Raw genomic sequence first — 17376 nt, 5'->3', positions numbered from 1 at the left:
GGCTTTTTTATTCGGACTGATAATCGATATTTACTTATTGAATCGTACCGATTTGACCATCATCAAATTTGTCGTTTTTCGTGTTGCTTTCATTGGATTCATCCTTTTGATCTGACTCAGCATCTTCAATAAAGCCTTCGCCAAATTGGTCACCAAACTCATTTTCAGCATATTCAGAATCTACAGCACTGGCTTCCATCAGATCCGCTTCGATTTCTAAGGCAATTTCCAAGGATAAAGAAAAGAACAATACCCCCTGAATTTTCATGTTCCCTTGTTCATCTTCAAGATATTCACTGAGAGTTTTATATGCAGGGCTGCTTTCATCAAAAGGTACGTCAAGGTATAAATCACCTGTATAGCTATCGATCAAAGACTCACCTTCTAGCCCCATACAAGGGAAATACTCGAGATTTTGCAGGTCAAACCAGTGCATAACGTCATTACGTACCGTATTTTTCTCAGGATGTTGATGATCATATTCTTCAAAATGCACAAATAACACATCACGATTTTTTTCACGTGCAATGGCATCGATATGTCGTAATAGTTCAGTCATGTGGTGACCCATTTCAAAAAATATAATGCGCTATTATAAAGTGCTTACTATATAAAAGTGCAGCTATTGAAAATAAAACGACATCAATTGACCTTCAACAGTCATTTCATGCGATAAAAACTTGGTTTTTCGATGTATTCACCGCTATGCTGTGACTCAATTTGAGTTTGTGCACAGTAAATATTATGGCGAAAGCAAAAAGTGTCTATCGATGTGAACAATGTGGTGCTGATCATCCCAAATGGGCCGGTCAATGTACCGAATGTGGTGAATGGAATTCATTAGTCGAAGTCAATATTGCACCCGCCGTTACACACCGTGCACAGCCTAAAATGGGCGGTGGCTATGCAGGTCAAGCCGCTGCTGTGACCACCTTAAATCAAGTTTCTGTTTCGCATGAAACCCGAATGGCAACAGGTATTGGTGAATTTGACCGTGTACTCGGTGGTGGACTGGTCACAGGTTCAGTTGTGCTGATTGGTGGTGACCCCGGCATTGGTAAATCCACTATTTTGCTACAAACCGCAACCTATATGGCGGCGAGTAAAAGTTCTGCCTTATATGTCACAGGTGAGGAATCTTTGTCTCAGGTGGCGCTACGTGCCCAGCGCCTAGATTTGCCGACCGATCAACTTAAAGTCATGGCAGAAACCTGTGTCGAGCGTATTTGCGAAGTATTGGCACATGAACGCCCTGCCGTGGCCATTTTAGATTCGATCCAAACCCTATACACCGAAACACTCCAGTCTGCGCCGGGCGGTGTTTCCCAAATTCGTGAATCGGCTGCACTCCTGACCCGCTTTGCCAAAAATAGTGGCACTGCACTGTTTATTGTCGGTCACGTAACAAAAGAAGGTTCTTTGGCCGGCCCTCGCGTGCTTGAGCACATGGTCGATTGTGTTTTGTATTTTGAAGGTCAGTCTGACTCTCGCTTCCGTATGATTCGTGCGGTGAAAAACCGTTTTGGTGCGGTCAACGAGCTTGGGGTATTTGGCATGACTGATAAAGGTCTGCGTGAAGTATCAAACCCATCCGCTATTTTCCTTAGTCGTTATGATGAAGCCATTCCGGGTTCCATTGTCATGATTAGCCGTGAAGGTACACGCCCACTTTTGGTTGAAGTTCAGGCTTTGGTAGATGATGCGCACGGACAACCTCGGCGCGTGGCCTTAGGTTTAGAACAAAACCGTTTAAACATGCTTTTAGCCGTTATGCACCGTCATGGTGGCGTACAAACCGCAGGACAAGATGTCTATGTCAATGTCGTCGGTGGCTTAAAAATCACGGAAACCGGTTCTGACCTTGCGGTACTTTTAGCCTGTGCCTCTAGCTTAAGAGCTAAAGCCCTGCCACAGCATTTGGCGGTATTTGGCGAAGTCGGACTTTCAGGCGAAATCCGTCCTGTACCCAATGGACAGGAACGACTCAAAGAAGCCATTAAGCATGGTTTTAAAACCATTATTTTACCTCGTGGTAATGCACCGCAAAAACCCATTTCAGGTGTAGAGATTATTTCTGTCGCACGTTTACATGAGGCGTTGAGTCAGGCAATTACGCTGACCGATGAGTCTTAGTCACGTTGATTAGTTTATTTTGAATGAATTTTCAATTTTTTACCGATGTTCTATTGAAATTCAATACAAATGGCGGCATAACTAGATGGCTATTTTAACTTTATATAGATATAGGAAAATTTGATGGAAGTTCGACAGCGTGGTTTGATGACTGCTCTTTTAACAGCAGCCCTTTTGGTAGCGCCGATTGCAGAAGCGAAACGTGCCGGTGGTGGTAAAAGCCATGGTATGAGCCGTCAAGCTGCTCCAACTCAGTCTTATCAGCAACCTCGTCAATCTGCTCCTGTTCAACAGCCTGCAACTGCTGGCGCTCCAGCAAAATCTGGCTCGAATGTGGGCGGAATGGTTGCTGCTGGTGTGGCTGGTGCTGCTATTGGTGCAGTCGCTGCAAATGCGATGGCCGATGACAATAACGGTCAAGCAGCTTCTGAAGCGCAAGCACAACAACAGGAAGAGAAAGGTGGTATTCCAGGCTGGATCTGGATTTTACTTGCCGCTGCTGTTGCCTTCTTCATTTTCCGTAAGATGGGCGCAAAAAAAAAACTAGCCACTAACAATCCGTATGCGCCAAACAGCGGTGCAAACAATGCACCGTTTGGCCAACAAAATGCTGCACCTCGTGCAGGCAATGACAATACGAATATTTTTGGTAATTCTGTAGGCGGTAATTCAGCAGCTTCAAATGCTCCATTTGGTGCAGCTGCAGCAACGAACGCGCCTTTTGGTGCTGCCTATACCAACAGCGGCAATCAATTGCCTGATGGTACAGAGCCAGCAACATTTTTACGTGTTGCACGTCAGCGTTTTAACCACATTCAATCGATGAATACGGCAAGCAACATTTCTGAAATTCAGCGTTACTTAACGCCTGATCTTTACCAGTCTATGTATAACGACATTATGGCGAATAAAGATGAAGACGTTGCTGAGTTTTCTAACTTAAATGCTATGGTGGTCGATTCTGCTAACGAAAATGGTCAATACGTTGTAAGTGTGCGTTTTACAGGTACTGTAAGTGAAGACTTAAATAGCCTGCCACAGCCTTTTGCTGAAGTATGGCATTTTGTTAAACCTGCGGGTTCTGATCAAGACTGGTTAGTTGCAGGCATTCAACAAGAGCAATAATGTAGACACATAAGCATTCTTGCATTCTAAAATAGCGACTTCGGTCGCTATTTTTTCGCCTTTAATTCCCCTCTTTTTAAATCCATTTCTACTCAGCATGCTGAAAAATCAATAATTTTGTGAATACATTATTCTAATTATTAATAATAATTGTTATCATTTAGATTAACTTTAATACAATTCCCAAGCGCTTAAGTATTTTATGAATAGCTCACCACCTGAGGCACTCGTGACACCCCTCACATCTGCGCTGCCTAAAACGCGTAAAGACACCCCCTCTCTATTGACCTATCGATTGATGATTTTCTATCGCTTTGCCCTCGCTTTAGTGGGCGGATATGTTGTAGCGATGCTATCTGCCATCGTAATCGCAGATGTATTTAGCGAAGACCGTGGAAGTGCAGCCATGAGTGCAACTTTAATTTCATTTATCCTGTGGAGCTGTGCATTTATTTGGGTCTTTATGGTGAATAAAACCCTCAAAGCAACTTTAGGCATTGTGATCCCTGCGGTGTGTTTGTATGCCATTTACATGATGATGGGAAGCTAAAATGCGTGTTGATGCAAAAGTAGAGGGGCCTCGCCAGTCCATGTCTTGGCTGCATACATGGGCTAGCCTAATCTTAGGTTGGTTGCTGTATGCTATTTTCCTGACCGGAACCCTGAGCTTCTTTAAAAATGAAATCAATGTTTGGATGACACCTGAGCTGCATCAATCTGTTCCAGCCAGTTCACAAGTCCAACAAACTGAAGTCGCACTGAATTATTTACAGCAAAATCATCCGAATGCAGGTGCTTGGAATATTTTGCTGCCAAATACGCGTCAAAATGCCACATTAATTACCGTTCGTGAACAAGGTGAAGACCCTCGCGCACGCCGTGGTGGTAAACAAATCTACATTGATAGTGCTACAGGTGAAGTGCTTGAGCCGCGCGATACGCGTGGTGGTAATTTTCTCTATCGTTTCCATTTCGAACTTTATGGTATGCCACGTATGTGGACGCGATGGTTTGTCGGGATAGCGACACTGTTGATGTTAGTTGCCATCATTAGTGGTGTGATTACTCATAAAAAAATCTTTAAAGATTTCTTTACCTTCCGTTCAGGTAAAGGACAACGTTCTTGGCTCGATGCACATAATGCAACCGCAGTATTTGCGCTTCCCTTCCACATCATGATCACCTTTAGTGGCCTGTTGCTGCTGTTATTTACAATCATGCCTTGGGGGATTGAGCGTATTTATGAAAACCGGGGACAATTTTTACAAGAACAAAATCGTGCCCTAGTTCAAGAAAATAAACCTGAAGGACGTGAATCTGCCCAAGGACGCGAAGAACGTGGCGAACGCCCACAGCAAGCCCGTGCCAATTCTGCACAAAACCAAGGCGAAAATCGTGCTGAGAGCCGTGGTGAAGGTCGAGGAGATCGTCGCTCTAAACGTGAAGAGCAACCTAACGTTGCTGCGCCGTTGACCAACTTAGCGCCAATCGTGACTGCGGTTCAGGCTGAATGGAAAACTAATCCTATTAGCACCGTTAGCATCATTGCACCGAATACAGACCAAGCTAAAATTGAGCTACGTGCCTTACATGGTGAAAGTGTCGCATATCGTAATGTCTATGCAAGCAAACAATTTGATGGCGTAACAGGCAAAGACTTAACTGACGAAAGTGCCAAGTTAAAGCACCCTTCTGTACCGATGGGTATTTACAATGTAGTGACTACGCTGCATGAAGCACGCGGTGTAGATTTAGCACTACGTTGGCTGCTGTTTATTTCAGGGATTGTAGGCACCCTGATGGTCGCTACAGGTCTCATTCTGTGGTGTGTAAAACGTGCGCCGCAACAGCAAAAACAAGGCTTTAAATCATTTGGCTACCGCACGGTTGAAGTGACCAATATTGCAGCGATTATTGGTTTACCCATTGCCTGCGCAGCATTTTTCTATGCCAACCGTTTTATTCCCGCACAGCTTGAAAACCGTTCGGAATTAGAAATTCGTAGTTTCTTTATTGTTTGGCTACTGACGCTCGTTTATGCGATTTTCCGTACGCACCGTCAAGCGTGGCTAGAACTTTTAGCTTTTGCCACAGCAATTTTTGCCTTACTGCCGATTGTAAACTTCATGACTGGTGGTCAACCGCTTTGGAATACCATGGTAAATGGCCAATGGATGATTGCATCCTTTGATCTTGCAATGTGGCTTTTGGCTATCTTGTTTGCCTATTCATTTTACAAAGTGAAAAAGCATAAAGGACTGCCTGTTAAAAAAGCACGTGGCACAAAGGAGGTTGAAGCATGATGTTCTTTCTCCTGATTTGGGCACTGAGTAGCTTAGGTTTTTTTGCCTTGGCAAGCAGCATGTCTAAACATCAAAAGCAGTTTTACAGCAAAGAGTTAAGTGTGGGCCAAACACGGTTAGCCACGCTAGTCGGCTGGGCGCTATTGATCATCGCCTTGATAATTTGCCTCTCTCTTGGCACGCCGAGCAATAACATCAGTTATTGGTTTGGCGCGCTGACTATTGCGGCTTTATTTGTCGGGCTATGTATTAGTTATATCGCTGAATATTTTTGGAAAATTATTGGTGCATTGGTTGTCGTATTTGTATTGTCAGCTGTGTTATTGAAATTTTAATTCATTAGACAAGCTTCTCTAAACATTGAAAGCCAATCTTCGGATTGGCTTTTTTCATGCCAACCGATTAGGCTATGCCTATTCTGCTCTTTTGGATTACACATGTCTGAACTTTCGATCTCTCCTGCTTTATATAACCGTGCCATGGCAGGCAATAAAGATGCTCAATTTGAACTGGCTGAAATTTATATGCAAAGTGAAAATGATGAGCATGTTGAACTTGCAGAAGAATGGGCACTCAAAGCAGCTCAGTTAGGTCATGTAGAAGCAATGTATTGGCTGGGTGAAGGCTATGCAGTCTATGCCAAAGATATGCTCGAAGAAGATCCGGAAGAATCTAAAACCTATTTTGAACATGCGCACCGCTGGTTAGAACAAGCGGCGAAGCATGACCATCCTGCTGCTATTTTAGAATTGGCCAATTTTTACCGTCGCGGCGATGTGGTGGAAAAAGATGTCGCTAAATCCATTGAACTGGTTGAACAATCTGCAAAATTAGGTGAAGTTCAGGCCATGCGTGATTTGGCTTTTATTTATGCCAATGGATTAGGCATCGACGCCGATGAAGAAAAAGCAGATTTTTGGAATGAAAAAGCCAATATGGCTGAGCAATAATCCAATTATTTTCTAAAAAATAAAGCCCATCTCATGATGGGCTTTTTTCATTCAACAATATGGCTCAGCTCGCCACATAATCATTTACATCCACAATAATGACTTGTCGGCAAATGCCTTCCGCACCACGCTGCTGTTCAAATACGTCTGCTGGCATGGCATCAAAGCTGTCAAAGAAACTGATCTCTGTCTCATCAATGTCATACACCAAGGAATGATTCCCCACGCCTTCTAGGGTGTCGTAATAGACAATCACAAACTGATTTTGTTCAAAAGCCTGCTGGATTTGTGCATAGCCAATTGCAGGTAATACAAGCAGTTCCAATTGGTCTGCTTCTGCATAGCTGCGTTTTTCACTGTCCTGCAGTTCAGGATCATGCTCTGTGTAAAACTTTACTTGAAAGCCAAACTTTTTTAGCCCTACGGCTAAACCAATAGTTGTTGTGCCATGGCCAGCTTCATAAGCGCAAACTTCGATGAGCTGCTGAATGTCTGCATCTATACCTAAGTGCTGCAGCAACATCCACACTGCATAAATGCCGCCATTGGCTTCTAAATTTGCCAACTCATCAGGTATTTCCATCGACATATATCAAAACTCAAAATTGCTTATGGACGATGATAAACAAATCGCAGCAGTTTTGCCTGCAAGTTTTAATCCAGACCTGATTTCACATGCACAAAAATAATGTCCAAATCTTGTTTGGGCACAAAATTCTTTTCAACCATTTGAAACTGCGTAGCGCTGATTTTCTTCACTTTACCTGCCCAGCAAAAAGAAACCAACTCTCCTGCATCACGCTCGATAGTCAGTTTAAAATCTTGAATAGGCTTTGCCCAATTGGCACCAGTTTTTAAGATATAGCCCAGCGCTTGAAATGGTGCATGCTGTGATTTAGCCTTTCTGAGTCCTGCCTTAAAGTTTTGATCCATACAATAACTTTTATTATATTCATCAGGATATAAAGCCACAGACCCACCCACCAGCGGTGCATATTGATGCTGTACACGTGTGAGCGCATTGGCTTTAAACGTTTGCTTCCAACTGTAAATCACCTGAGACGACCATGAAATGGTTTCATTCGGATCTTTGGGCAATACTTTTTGCAGCGCTACATTTTTACAGCGTCTGAGTTTTGTTTCGAAAGTTTCATATTCAACATCTTGCCTGCTCCACGGATTCAGCATGTTTTTTTCCGTAAACCCGCATTGCTTAAAACTCTCCGTCATATCAATCGGGGCTGTTTTCGCATTTTTTTGAATAAAAGTGCGCACGTGCATTTCAGGCTGAATCGTTTTTCCATTCACTTGAACTTTAAAACTTTTGAGCAGCTTTTCTGTATTGGCAAAATCAGATTCAAAGAAGTTTTCTACTTTTGGCAACGGAAATAAGACCGTTTCAGTGACATCTTTATTGCTTAAATTTTTAAACTGGTAATCAACCTTAATAATTTTTTTACTAATAAACAGGTCTTCACTGAACATTTGAATATCTTTATTTTTCAGGTATTGCACACCGCCTGTTGCCACGTAGCCTGTTGAATCGTTGGCATATGTTAGTGCTGAAAAACACAAGCATATGAATGCAGTTAATTTTTTCATTATTAGCTTCCAATTTTTTATATTTAAAATTGCACTAGAATATCATCGACCATTTTTCAGGAATATACTCAGAAATTAGCCCTATCCCGATAATTATAAGGGCAATGATGCCAATCAAAATAATAAAACTCACTGCTTTTATGACTACTCTAAGGGTTAAATTTAAGCCTTTCGTATAATTTTCAATAAAGCCTGAAAATTTAAATAAGGATAAAACCCCAATCAAAATTAAAGGCAGAAAAAAAATATCTTGTGGTGAAAAGTCGCCTCGCCTTGCTGAGACAGCTTGTGAAGATACGAGTAAAACTAGGAAAATATTAAATTTTAATATATTCATGATATGTACGTTATTATCTTTTTATTATCAGATTATTCATCTACATATTAACCAATTTTTGATTGGAACTCACTCTATTTCCAAGTACAATACTGCCCTAGTCGAGGGATGCTGCGACTTTCTTATAGGCACTAAATATAAGATCGCTAGGCTCGACGATTCGGTTGGACACTCGTTCCAATCAACAACGGCATCCGCGAACTGAATGATCAATTGTTTTTATTAAGGAGATCGTGATGAACGCGGTTAATGCTTCATTTACAGATTACAAAGTTGCCAATATTTCACTAGCTGACTACGGCCGTAAAGAAATCAAACTTGCTGAAGCAGAAATGCCAGCGCTTATTGGCCTTCGTAAACGCTATGCAGCGGCTAAACCGCTTGCTGGCGCGAAAATCCTAGGCTGTATCCACATGACCATTCAAACTGCAGTTTTAATTGAAACTCTAGTTGAATTGGGCGCAGAAGTTCGCTGGACTTCGTGCAACATCTTCTCTACTCAAGACCACGCTGCTGCTGCAATCGCTGCTGCGGGTATTCCAGTATTTGCTTGGAAAGGCGAAACTGAAGAAGAATACATGTGGTGTCTTGAACAGCAAATCAATGTAAACGGCACACCTTGGGATGCCAACATGATTCTGGACGATGGCGGTGACTTAACTGCACTTGTTCACGAAAAATACCCAGAAGTAATTGCTAAAATCCACGGTATTACTGAAGAAACCACTACAGGTGTTCAACGTCTTTACGAAATGCACCGCGACGGTACTTTAAAAGTTCCTGCAATCAACGTAAACGACTCTGTAACTAAGTCTAAAAACGACAACAAATACGGTTGCCGTCACTCTCTAAATGATGCCATCAAACGTGGTACAGATATGCTTTTATCTGGCCGCCGTGCGCTTGTGATCGGTTATGGCGACGTAGGTAAAGGTTCTGCTCAATCACTTCGTCAAGAAGGCATGATTGTACGTGTAACTGAAGTTGACCCTATCTGTGCAATGCAAGCATGCATGGACGGTTTCGAAGTTGTTGCTCCGTATAAAAATGGCATTCAAACGGGTAAGAAAGAAGACATCAACCTTGACCTTCTTCAAAATACTGACTTGATCGTAACAACAACTGGTAACTACCACGTATGTGACGCTGCAATGCTTGATTCATTAAAAGCTGGCGCTGTAGTTTGTAACATCGGTCATTTCGATACTGAAATCGACACAAATTACTTACGTGGTTATAAGTGGGTTGAAGTTAAGCCACAAGTTCACCAAGTGTATCGTTCAGAAAATGAAAATGATTACCTTATTCTTCTTTCAGAAGGCCGCTTAGTGAACCTTGGTAATGCAACAGGTCACCCTTCACGTATTATGGATGGTTCTTTTGCTAACCAAGTGTTGGGGCAAATGCACTTGTTCGCTGAAAAATTTGCTGATCTTCCTGAAGATCAAAAACAAGCTGCAATCCGCGTAGAACTTATTCCTAAGAAATTAGACGAAGAAGTTGCTGCTGCAATGGTTGCTGGTTTCGGCGGCGTATTAACGACTTTGACTCAAGAACAAGCGGATTACCTCGGTGTTCAAGTTGAAGGCCCGTTCAAAGCTGAGGCTTATAAATACTAAGTTTTATAAATACCTCTCCCTAACCCTCTCCTGAGCGTGCTTCAAGCACTGCTTTGAAGCTCAGCGCAAGAGAGGGAACTCTTCATTGTGAAAGCAAATTTGTTGTTAACTCCAAATAACTATTACTTTCATAATGGAAGTCCCTTCTCTTGCGCCATATATGGCTCAGGGAGAAGGTTAGGATGAGGGGATTTTTTTAAATAAAAGTATTTATAAAAAAAGGATTTGAACATGTCAAAACAGATTCCTATTTCCTTTGAGTTCTTCCCGACCAAAACTGATGCGGGCGCGGAAAAACTTAAAGTTGTACACCAAGAACTACAATTATTAAATCCTGAATTTTTCTCTGTAACATACGGTGCAGGCGGTTCTACCCGTGAACGTACTTTGTCTACATTGAACGACTTCAACGGTAAAGGCACACCTGTTGCCCCTCACCTGTCTTGTATTGGTGACAGCAAAGAACGTATTGCCGAATTGCTGGATTTGTATAAGTCACAAGGCATTGACCGTATTGTTGCGCTGCGCGGTGACTTGCCCTCTGGTCAGGTGGGCTTAGGCGAATTGCCTTATGCAACAGATCTTGTGCGTTTCATCCGTGAACATACTGGTGATCATTTCAAAATTGAAGTTGCAGCATACCCAGAAATGCACCCGCAAGCAGACAGCTTTGATCTCGACATCAAACGTTTCTGCGACAAAGCCAATGCTGGCGCTAATGCAGCACTCACCCAGTTCTTCTTTAATCCAGATGCCTATTTCTACTTTGTAGAGCGCATTCAAAAAGAAGGCGTGAACATTCCTGTCGCTCCAGGCATTATGCCGATTACCAATGCAAGCAATTTAATTCGTTTTGCTGATGGTACAGGTGCAGAAATTCCTCGCTGGATTCGCAAACAGCTTGCGACTTATGGCGACGACACAGCGTCAATCAAAGCCTTTGGTCATGAAGTGATTGTGAAACTTTGCGAACGCCTGATTGCTGGTGGTGCGCCAAGCCTGCACTTCTACACCATGAACACCACTGACCCTACACGTCAACTTGTGAAAGACCTCGGTCTTGCATAAGACATTTCGACCTTTTTGAGAGTAAAACTTTAATGCCACGTTTTTATATTGAAGCTGATTTAACTGTTGATACGACTGTTGAATTAACGGAAACAGTGTTTCATCACTGGGTAAAAGTTTTACGTGCTCAAGTAGGCGAAACAGCCACTTTGTTCAATGGGCAAGGTGGCGAATACCATGTTGAATTGGTTGAAGTCGCTAAAAAGTCAGCTGCCGTCCAAGTTTTGCAATTCAATCCAAGCAATCGCACACCACATTTTACAGCGCTCTTGGGTCAAGTGATGAGCAAAGGCGACCGCATGGATTATGCGATTCAAAAAGCGGTGGAACTCGGTGTTTCTGAAATTCAACTACTCACTTCAGAACGTTGTGAAATGCGTTTGAAGTACGATCGTGATCAAAAGAAACTCGACCATTGGCAAGGCATTGCTATTGCAGCTTGCGAACAGTGTGGTCTCAACATTGTCCCTAAAGTACTTGCGCCACTTTCCCTTGAAAAATGGTTGGAGAGTAATCTGCCGACAACCAAGTTGGTACTCGCACCCAATAAAGATGAAGTTGATGTATTAGCAGATGCTGACCCGTACTTTGCCTTACTGATTGGCCCTGAAGGTGGCTTGAGCGAAGCCGAGATCAGCGCCGCAAATGAGAAAGGTTTTGTGAACTGGTGTATCGGTGAACGTGTCCTTCGCACAGAAACTGCACCTGTAGTTGCACTTTCAATTTTAAATTATAAATTTATTTAATTTTTACTCGATAGTTCATCTGAAAGCATCAATGATGGCATCCTTGATATTGCTTTTTATTTGTAACGCAATTACCCTAGAGTCAATAAAAACAAATGATTTGTTACTAAGAATAAACAAATACTCTCAGGAACAATACAAATACAACGATCTAAATTTGGTTAAGGCAGGGTTTTTATATTCATGACGTATAAACAAGATGAATATATCAAGCAGTACAATCATACTGCTCAAATTGCGAACACGATTCGCCATAGCCGCTATTTTTTAGTCAGTATCCTGATTATTTGCTTATATATTTTTTCGATATATCAAATTTTTTATAAATCACCATCTTTGTATTTCAATATTTGGTTTATTTTTACCGAAGTTTTTGTCAGTTTATGCTGGCTGATCAGCACCGTTTATTTTAAACCTGAACAATATTCACTGATGATTGCGCATCGTTGGCTACAATTTCAGTGTTTTTCTGTCGGCACACTGATTGCGAGCGGTATTTTTTTAATTTTTTATTATTTACCTGCGACCAATCAAAGCTTTGAACCAATTCAAGCCCTGACACTCTCTGCCCTACTCTTGATCGTGACGCAAACCTTTGGTTTGACCTATTTGACGCAAAAACTTAATTATTTCTGTTTAGCCTTTATCCCGTCTATCGTGCCCTATCTGATTGCACAGTTCTTTTTCTTAGATGGTTCAAATCACTTATTTAGCCTGAGTATTAATTTTGGGCTCATTGTGATTCTAATGTGCGCCATGACGTCATATCGCATTCATCGTCGTGTATCGACTTTACATGCTAAAAATAACCTACTGGTCGATAGTGCCAAGCAACAAGTCAAATGGACTGATGAACTGTGTCAGCAGCTCCAAGATGAAGTCAACAAATCACGAGACATCGAATTACAGCTACAACTGGGTAACCAAATCCTTGAACAGAAAGTTAAAGAGCGGACCTTCGACATTGAGCAAATGAACAAGGATTTAGAAAACCAACAAGCCAATTTAGTCCTTGCGCATGAAATCGCCGGTTTACGTCCTTGGGATTGGAACATCAAAGACCGTAAAATCGTTGTCACCAACTATAAGCAAGAAAAAACCCTTAGACATTCGAAAGAGCATCAGCAACAGTTACAACATGTGATCCATCCTGATGATATCCCACATTTTAAATCAGCGATGATTCAACATCTACGTGGATTTAAAGACCGTTATGAGGCCACCTATCGGATTCAAAACAGTCAAGGAAAATGGAGTTGGGTACATGATATAGGGCGAGTCATTCAACGCGATCCAGATAACCGCAAGCCATTGCGCATGGTCGGTATTCGACGTGATATCCATCAAGAACGGACATCTCAGGAACGTTTAAAACTTGCAGCCAGTGTACTCGAACAAGCTGCTGAAGGGATTTTCATTTTAAATGAAGAGCTGTGCTATATCGAAGTCAATCCGTTTTACGAACAATTAACCGGATTTAACTACGACCAAATTATTGGCAAACATCTTTTTGATATCACAGCGAATTACAAATCAATTCAACGCAGTATGCACTACTCGATCATTAAACAAGTGCTGAAAATTGGTGAATATGATGGTGAATTGCACGAAAAATTTCTTTCAGGTAAAGAACTGACGCTGTGGATGCATATTAATGCCATTACCGATGATCAAAACCGCGTCACCCATTATATCGGGATTGTTTCAGACTTAACCGAACGTAAATTGCAAGAACAACGTTTATCTTATTTAGAAAACTATGACACCTTAACAGATTTACCTAACCGTTTTTATTACAACTATCAACTGCACCAATATTTAGTTTCGCAGCAAGATTCGATTAAACAGTTGGCCGTTATTCGTTTAAACATCGACCGTTTCCGTCCATTAAATGAATATCTCAGCAACAATGGTGGTGACGAACTGTTACGCCAAGTCGCACAGCGTTTACGTCTAACCAATACCGAAGCTCTGTTTGTCGCACACTTAAATGGCGATGATTTTGCGATAGTGTATGAAATTTCACACATCCGCCCTTCTGTGCAAGAGCATTGTGAACGCATCAATAAAGCCTTTAGCATTCCATTTAATATTTTTGGTCAAGATCATGTCATCACTTTATCGATGGGCGTCGCGTTCTACCCTGAGCATGGCCGTCAGCTAGATTATCTAAATAATTGTGCAGAACAAGCGCTGAGCGAAGCAAAAAATTTGGGTGGCAATACCACACGTTATTATTCCAATGAAAATACCGCATTATTAGAGCAAGGGATCTTCTTGGAACGAGACTTGCGTAAAGCCATTCAAAATAATGAGTTGGTGGTGTATTACCAACCGAAGATCAATTTCCGTGATAAAAATATTTATGGTTTTGAAGCCTTAGTACGTTGGAATCATCCTGAAAAAGGCTTAATACCGCCGGGCTTATTTATTCCTTTAGCAGAACAAACCAGTTTAATTTCGGATATCGGGCGTTTTGTCCTGCAAAAAACCGCGCAGCAAATTCGCTTTTGGAATAATTTGGGTTATCAAAATATTTGTGTATCCGTCAATATTGTTGCACAGCAACTGCGCCGTGGACAATTATTAAATGATTTAGATGAAGCGATAGATGCCAATCAAATTGATGGTGCCAGTCTGGAACTGGAAATTACTGAATCCTCTTTGGTCGAAAATCTAGATTCAGTACGTGAACTGTTGAATGAAATCAAAAAACGTAAAATCAATATTTCACTTGATGACTTTGGTACGGGCTACTCATCACTGTCCTATTTAGCTGATTTCCCAATTGATATCTTAAAAATAGACCGCAGTTTTATCTCTAAAATTGGTGAAAATAAACAATTGGCCATCGTCAGTGCCATGATTGCCATGGGCAAAGCGATGGGCATGACGGTAGTCGCTGAAGGGATTGAAACTGAACAACAGTTACAGTACCTACAAGACTTAGAATGTGACATTGCTCAAGGCTATTTTTTCTCTAAGCCATTGCCACAAGAAGAGGCAACCGTGTTCCTAGAAAATAATATCTCTTCACCTGCTTATACATACTTAATATAAGTCACTATGCCTGAGCTATAAGATTGTCTGAAAAAGACGCGACTTCGACTGTCCCAACTGTGCAACTAATGTTATATTCAAGCGGATAAAGCAAGCATTTCAGCTTTATATTGGATAAACAAAACACAATCGAGATACAGATGGACGATCAATCTTTAAAACAGCAGGCTTTGTATTATCACGAATTTCCAACTCCGGGGAAAATCAGCGTTACACCAAGCAAACAATTGGTCAACCAACACGATTTAGCCCTCGCATACTCGCCAGGTGTCGCTGCACCTTGTTTAGAAATTGAACGCGACCCATCTACTGCTGCACTTTACACAGCGCGCGGTAATCTTGTTGCTGTAGTCAGTAACGGTACAGCCGTACTGGGCTTAGGTAACATTGGTCCTCTAGCGTCAAAACCTGTTATGGAAGGTAAAGGCGTTCTATTCAAAAAATTCGCTGGTGTTGATGTTTTTGACATTGAAATTGCTGAAAATGATCCAGACAAAATCGTAGATATCGTTGCAGCATTAGAACCTACTTTCGGTGGTATCAACCTTGAAGACATCAAGGCCCCAGAGTGTTTCTACATCGAGCAAAAACTTCGTGAACGCATGAATATTCCTGTGTTCCATGATGACCAACACGGTACATCGATCATTGTGGGTTCTGCATTACTGAATGCACTTCAACTCAATGGCAAAAAAATTGAAGAAATCAAAATTGTCGCTTCTGGCGCAGGTGCTGCTGCCCTTTCATGTTTGAACTTACTTTGCGCACTTGGCGTAAAAAAAGAAAACATCGTTGTGGCAGATTCACGCGGTTTATTGACCACTAAACGTGAAGGCTTGGATGAGTCTAAAAAAGCATACGTTCAAGACATCGAAGGCTCTCAGCTTGCTGATGTAATGGAAGGTGCGGACATGTTCCTCGGTCTTTCTGCAGCAGGTATTTTGACCAAAGAAATGGTTAAAGTCATGGCGAAAGATCCGATCATCTTTGCCCTTGCTAACCCAGACCCTGAAATTCTTCCTGAACATGCACATGAAGCACGTCCAGACGTGATTATGGCAACTGGTCGTTCAGACTATCCAAACCAAGTGAACAATGCGCTTTGCTTCCCTTATATCTTCCGTGGTGCACTCGATGTTGGTGCTACAACAATTAATGAAGAGATGAAGATTGCTTGTGTACATGCGATTGCTCGCATGGCACATGTCGAAGCTGATGCTGCATCGTATGGTGAAAAATCTGCTTCATTTGGTCGTGATTACCTCATTCCCCGCCCATTAGATCAACGTTTGATTCTTGAGATTGCACCTGCAATTGCACAAGCAGCGATGGATTCAGGTGTTGCAACTCGTCCAATTCAAGACTTCTCTGCGTATCGTCAACGTTTGTCTGAGTTTGTTTATAACTCTGCATTCATGATGAAACCAATTTTTGCGCAAGCAAAAACTGATCCAAAACGCATTGCCTATGCTGAAGGTGAAGATTTACGTGTACTTCGCGCAGTACAAATTGCAGTTGATGAAGGTTTAGCAAAACCAATCCTTGTCGGTCGTCCTGCAGTCATTGAAGCAAACATTAAGAAATTAGGCCTTCGCCTTGAAGACGGCGTGAATATCACTATCGTCGATCAAGAGAAAAACCCTGATTATGATAAGTTTGCAGATGATTACTACAGCATCATGCAGCGTAAAGGCGTAACGCCTGAATACGCTCAGCGTGAAGCACGTCGTCGTTCAACACTTATCGCGGCAATGTTGGTTCGTCATGGTGTAGCTGACGGTATGTTATGTGGTACTTATTCTAGCTATGACATTCACTTAGACTTTGTCAGCAATGTGATTGGACTAAAAGAAGGCCGCAATAACTTCTTTACGCTGAATGCATTGATGCTTGAAGACCGTAACTTGTTTATTGCTGATACTTACATTAACCGTAATCCAACAGCTGAACAGTTGGCTGAAATGACTATTTTAGCGGCTGAAGAAGTACGCCGTTTTGGTATTACGCCGCGTGTAGCATTGCTTTCTCACTCAAGTTTCGGTTCTGACCAAAATGATCCTAGCGCACAAAAAATGCGTAAGGTTTATGATATTTTGTCAGAAATTGCACCAGAACTTGAAGTTGAAGGTGAAATGCATGGTGATGCCGCACTGGATGAAAATATTCGTCATTTCGCATACCCGAACTCACGTTTTAAAGGTTCTGCGAACTTGCTGATTATGCCTAATCTGGATGCAGCGAACATTTCGTTCAACTTGTTGAAATCAACTTCAGGTAGTAACGTGACGATTGGCCCAATTCTTTTGGGTGCTGCAAAACCCGTTCATATTTTAACGCCAACAGCGACAACTCGCCGTTTAGTGAATATGACTGCATTGACTGTTGCAGAGATTCAAGAAAACGAAAAATTAGCACTCTAATTTAGTTGACCTG

At 41.9% G+C, this 17376-nt stretch carries 14 protein-coding genes and 1 pseudogene; 11 read left to right on the top strand and 4 right to left on the bottom strand.

From position 1 onward, the window contains the following. Positions 1-202: 202 nt before the first annotated feature. Positions 203-559: pseudogene (locus MST16_RS04995) on the bottom strand (hypothetical protein); the annotation flags it as partial. A 185-nt stretch (positions 560-744) separates the two neighbouring features. Here MST16_RS04995 and radA point away from each other — a divergent pair. The 6 genes from radA (at position 745) to MST16_RS04965 (ending at position 6511) form a co-directional block, all read left to right on the top strand. Further along, positions 745-2133: a DNA repair protein RadA gene (gene radA, locus MST16_RS04990; RefSeq protein ID WP_180003350.1), complete on the top strand. Its 1389-nt coding sequence runs from the start codon at positions 745-747 to the stop codon at positions 2131-2133. Positions 2134-2256: 123 nt separating this feature from the next. Continuing rightward, complete coding sequence (locus MST16_RS04985; RefSeq protein WP_180020733.1) at positions 2257-3258, top strand: Tim44 domain-containing protein; 1002 nt, start codon at positions 2257-2259, stop codon at positions 3256-3258. Positions 3259-3460: 202 nt separating this feature from the next. Beyond that, positions 3461-3808 carry a hypothetical protein gene (locus MST16_RS04980; protein WP_180003354.1) on the top strand — a complete coding sequence of 116 codons (348 nt, stop codon included), beginning with the start codon at positions 3461-3463 and terminating at the stop codon, positions 3806-3808. Between the two features lies 1 nt (position 3809). After that, entirely contained in the window at positions 3810-5561 is a 1752-nt protein-coding gene (locus tag MST16_RS04975; RefSeq protein WP_180009991.1) for a PepSY domain-containing protein, read from the top strand. Further along, complete coding sequence (locus tag MST16_RS04970) at positions 5558-5896, top strand: DUF3325 domain-containing protein (RefSeq protein WP_180009992.1); 339 nt, start codon at positions 5558-5560, stop codon at positions 5894-5896. Before MST16_RS04975 ends, MST16_RS04970 begins: the two co-directional genes overlap by 4 nt. A 102-nt stretch (positions 5897-5998) precedes the next feature. After that, positions 5999-6511 carry a tetratricopeptide repeat protein gene (locus tag MST16_RS04965; RefSeq protein WP_180008352.1) on the top strand — a complete coding sequence of 171 codons (513 nt, stop codon included), beginning with the start codon at positions 5999-6001 and terminating at the stop codon, positions 6509-6511. A 64-nt stretch (positions 6512-6575) separates the two neighbouring features. Here MST16_RS04965 and MST16_RS04960 read toward each other — a convergent pair whose 3' ends face one another. From MST16_RS04960 to MST16_RS04950, 3 genes are all read right to left on the bottom strand, one after another. Further along, on the bottom strand, positions 6576-7100 hold the full coding sequence (locus MST16_RS04960) for a cysteine peptidase family C39 domain-containing protein (protein WP_180009993.1): 525 nt from the start codon (positions 7098-7100) through the stop codon (positions 6576-6578). A 65-nt stretch (positions 7101-7165) separates the two neighbouring features. Beyond that, positions 7166-8113, bottom strand: a complete 948-nt coding sequence (locus tag MST16_RS04955; protein ID WP_180009994.1) for a DUF4424 family protein — start codon at positions 8111-8113, stop codon at positions 7166-7168. A 34-nt stretch (positions 8114-8147) separates the two neighbouring features. Further along, on the bottom strand, positions 8148-8450 hold the full coding sequence (locus tag MST16_RS04950; RefSeq protein ID WP_111883908.1) for a hypothetical protein: 303 nt from the start codon (positions 8448-8450) through the stop codon (positions 8148-8150). Positions 8451-8686: 236 nt separating this feature from the next. Between MST16_RS04950 and ahcY the strand changes: the two genes are divergently transcribed. The 5 genes from ahcY to MST16_RS04925 all read left to right on the top strand — a co-directional run bounded on the left by ahcY (position 8687) and on the right by MST16_RS04925 (position 17363). Continuing rightward, a complete protein-coding gene (ahcY, locus tag MST16_RS04945) occupies positions 8687-10069 on the top strand; it encodes an adenosylhomocysteinase (protein WP_180009995.1) in 1383 nt (460 codons plus the stop codon). Between the two features lie 231 nt (positions 10070-10300). After that, positions 10301-11137, top strand: a complete 837-nt coding sequence (metF, locus tag MST16_RS04940; RefSeq protein ID WP_168378282.1) for a methylenetetrahydrofolate reductase [NAD(P)H] — start codon at positions 10301-10303, stop codon at positions 11135-11137. A gap of 32 nt (positions 11138-11169) precedes the next feature. Continuing rightward, positions 11170-11883, top strand: a complete 714-nt coding sequence (locus tag MST16_RS04935) for a 16S rRNA (uracil(1498)-N(3))-methyltransferase (RefSeq protein WP_180009996.1) — start codon at positions 11170-11172, stop codon at positions 11881-11883. A 183-nt stretch (positions 11884-12066) separates the two neighbouring features. Then, positions 12067-14943 (top strand): EAL domain-containing protein, encoded by a 2877-nt coding sequence (locus tag MST16_RS04930; protein ID WP_180009997.1) that lies wholly within the window; start codon positions 12067-12069, stop codon positions 14941-14943. Between the two features lie 140 nt (positions 14944-15083). Continuing rightward, a complete protein-coding gene (locus MST16_RS04925) occupies positions 15084-17363 on the top strand; it encodes an NADP-dependent malic enzyme (RefSeq protein ID WP_078192090.1) in 2280 nt (759 codons plus the stop codon). The last annotated feature ends 13 nt before the right edge of the window (positions 17364-17376 follow it).

The organism is Acinetobacter sp. YH16040_T, from assembly GCF_024605785.1.
GTDB classification, from domain to species: domain Bacteria; phylum Pseudomonadota; class Gammaproteobacteria; order Pseudomonadales; family Moraxellaceae; genus Acinetobacter; species Acinetobacter amyesii.
This window is presented reverse-complemented; position numbering and strand designations above follow the sequence as displayed.